The organism is Candidatus Aminicenantes bacterium, assembly GCA_011049425.1.
Classification (GTDB): Bacteria; Acidobacteriota; Aminicenantia; order UBA2199; family UBA2199; genus UBA876.
On record DSBM01000046.1, the window covers coordinates 1 to 2,945 of the forward strand.

2 protein-coding genes are annotated in these 2,945 nt (G+C 55.2%); one reads left to right on the forward strand and one right to left on the reverse strand.

What is annotated here, in order from left to right; translation table 11 throughout:
* Positions 1–200 precede the first annotated feature (200 nt).
* Positions 201–989: a glutaminyl-peptide cyclotransferase gene (locus tag ENN40_03160; protein ID HDP94340.1), complete on the forward strand. Its 789-nt coding sequence runs from the start codon at positions 201–203 to the stop codon at positions 987–989.
* A 27-nt stretch (positions 990–1,016) separates the two neighbouring features.
* Here the strand turns inward: ENN40_03160 and ENN40_03165 are convergent, their stop codons facing one another.
* Positions 1,017–2,201 carry a TlpA family protein disulfide reductase gene (locus ENN40_03165; protein HDP94341.1) on the reverse strand — a complete coding sequence of 395 codons (1,185 nt, stop codon included), beginning with the start codon at positions 2,199–2,201 and terminating at the stop codon, positions 1,017–1,019.
* Positions 2,202–2,945 lie beyond the last annotated feature (744 nt).

A 2,945-nucleotide genomic window follows, 5' to 3' on the forward strand; every position in this document is an offset into this window, starting at 1 on the left:
CGAAGACCGCAATGGGTCTGGACCGAAGTGGTGAGCGGTGAATTATGCCCGAGAGGGTACTCTCTGCAGTTTTTCCATTTTTTCAAAAAAAACTTCCAAACCCACACGGAATGGAAGAGAACCAATTTTATTAATTTTCCGTATCCATCGCTTATATTTCTCGTGTACCGCTATTGTGGTATAAACTGAAGGGAGTGTCGATGCATCCATTACTCAGGATTCCGTTGATCCTGTTGGCCCTGGCTGTTTTATGCACCCAGTTAACCGCAAAGCCGGCGGATGTCATCCCCCAACGAGGGTTTAAAGTAATCCTCACTCTGCCTCACGATCCGCAGGCATTTACCCAGGGACTGCTCTATCACGATGATCATCTCTATGAGAGTACCGGCCAGTATGGCCGTTCAGAGTTGCGCAAGGTGGAGTGGTCCACTGGAAAAGTGGTGCAGGCCTACTCCCTGGCAAACAACCTGTTCGCTGAAGGCATTGCCCTGAGAGGGGAATGGATCTACCAGTTGACCTGGATGTCCCGCCATTGCCTGGTTTTTGACCGCAAAAAGTTAAAGCCCGTACGCGTGCTGGATATGCGTTTTTCTTCCCGGGGGTGGGGACTCACCTGGGACGGCCATTCCCTGATCGCTTCCGACGGGTCTTTCCGTCTCTATTTCCTGGACCCCGAAGACCTCTCCCTGCGGCGAACCCTGACCGTAAAAGCCGCGGGCCGGCCCCTATCCTTTCTGAATGAACTGGAGGCGGTGGACGGCCGCATCCTGGCCAACATCTGGCAAGATACGCGCATCGCGGAAATTTCTCCCCTATCAGGAAAAGTAACCGCCTGGATCGAATGTGCCGCCCTGGTACCGGCCCACCTGCGCAACGATCCGGAGCTCGTCCTGAACGGCATCGCCACAGGACCCAAAAAAAACCAGCTGTTCGTGACAGGCAAGCAATGGCCCGTGCTCTACCTCATCGAACTCAAGCCCGGCTCTTGATAAAGTCGGGTAAGGCACGTTTGCGGACTATTGCTCTCCCAATACCTGCGCTTCCACCCTGGTAAAAAATCCGTGTACCCTCTCCATGCAGAGGTCAACCACATTGCCGTCCGGAGAGATCAGCACGTAATGAGGAATGGCTGAAGCATTGAAACGATTGTGGGTTTCCTCATCGGCAGCCACGAAAACCGGCATTTCTACTTCTTTGTTTTCCAGGTAGTCTTTCATCAGTGATAGTTCTTCCGATTTTGAAAGGTTACGCCGGGCGGGGGTATTTTCGTCAGCGTAAAAACCGTAGAAACGGGTAATCAGGATTGTTGCCATCCGATCTTTTAATTTGCGCCCCAATTGCCTAAATTCCGGCAAGCTGTTGCGGCAATCCGGGCACCAGGGGGCAAAGAAATCCAGCAGAATGTAGCGCCCCCTCAACTCTTTCAGTTGCAGAGGACCATCGCTGTTCAACCAGGTGCCGGGTTGGTCCAACTCGGGAGCGGGCCTGCCCAGGAATTCCAGGAACCCTTGTTTCCGCTGGATCTGCGTGATGATCTGCGGGCGATCAGCATATTGGCGAGCCATGCGTTCCAGAAACACCCCCCGCTCACTATGGCCGAGGCCGCCGTCCACAAACCGGATATGTATGGCGGTATTCAGTACGTTAACGGCGCTTTCGGGTATGGGGTGGGAAAGCCCGCGGTCGATGAGTTCCAGGGCCAACTCCAGATCGGCATCCCGCATGTGGCTGCCCGCTTCCAACAGCAACGGAGCGTCCTTTTCCAATTCGCCGTTACGGGCGGAATCCAGGTCCTTGTAGCGCTGCCTCAAAGCATCGGCGTCTTTGCGAGCCGCCGCAGCCCGAATCAGCATCTTCAGCGCCCGGATGTGCAGGTCGGGATCCGAATGGGAAGCCAGTGGGAGCAGAAAGGATTCAGCGGTCTCGATTCTTTTTAATTCCAACAGGATTTCGGCATAGGTCAAGCGGCTGGAATCGCAAAGATGCCCGGGCTGGGCCGATTGCGCCAGGGCTTCCAGTTTCTCTTTATAACGTGCCTCCAATTCTTGCTTATCGGACCGGGCGACCGTCTCGAAAAGGGGAGTGAATTCAGCCTTGATTTGGTTCCACTCCTCCATAAAACGGGCATCCGGATCTCCAGAGCAGGCCGCCATGACAATCAGGAACACCAGCCATGCGATTCGCCTCAAATTCCGCTTCATGTCAAACCTCCTTGGAATTCCCAAAATTTTTTCTCTTTGTTACAACCTTTCTGCACCGCGCGCCAGTGCCGCGCGTTGCATGCGCACCAATTGCCGCTTATAGTAGTCTTGGTTTTCACTTGCCAGAGCCAGGGCTTCCCGGGCCGCATCCACCGCTTCCTCAACCCGGCCATTGGCCAAAAGGGCTTCCGCCAGGGTGTCCAGTATGTAATGAGTCCGTCGCAAAGACAGGGCATCCTGAGCCAACTGCAAAGCCAGACGGGGTTTGCGCAACTGTTTATCCGGGCAAGTCAGCAATATCCAGGCGTAATTGTTCAATGTATCGGGTTGATTGTACTGAAGATCCAATGAACGTCGGAAAGCCGCCATGGCTTCCGGCCACTGTTTTCTTTCCAACTTCAGGTTTCCCAGCAGCGACCACAAGCCTGGGTTGTGCGGATGATCCGTCAATCGTTGGGCCACCACCCGATCCAGGCGGCTGAGCGAGATAACCGCTCCGGAGTCCGTACCCGTGCGAAAAGCGAAGCCGGCAAACACCATCAGCCCCAACACGAACACCACCAGGCCGCGTCTGAGATGGCGATCATGCTGCGCCGTCAATGCCGGGTTTTCCACGCAACGGCGCAGCCATCGAATGCGTTGCGGAACGGAATAATGGTGCCAGTTTCCGCGCTCGTCCCCTCCGCCACTGTGATCCCGCAGTTTCTCGAAGGCGGAGATCAGGTGTTGCGCCGGGATCCCGGC

What these genes read in the sequence shown, in the direction of transcription:
- ENN40_03160 (HDP94340.1), top strand. Translation starts at nt 201, where the DNA reads ATGCATCCATTACTCAGGATTCCGTTGATCCTGTTGGCCCTGGCTGTT.
- ENN40_03165 (HDP94341.1), bottom strand. Translation starts at nt 2,201, where the DNA reads ATGAAGCGGAATTTGAGGCGAATCGCATGGCTGGTGTTCCTGATTGTC.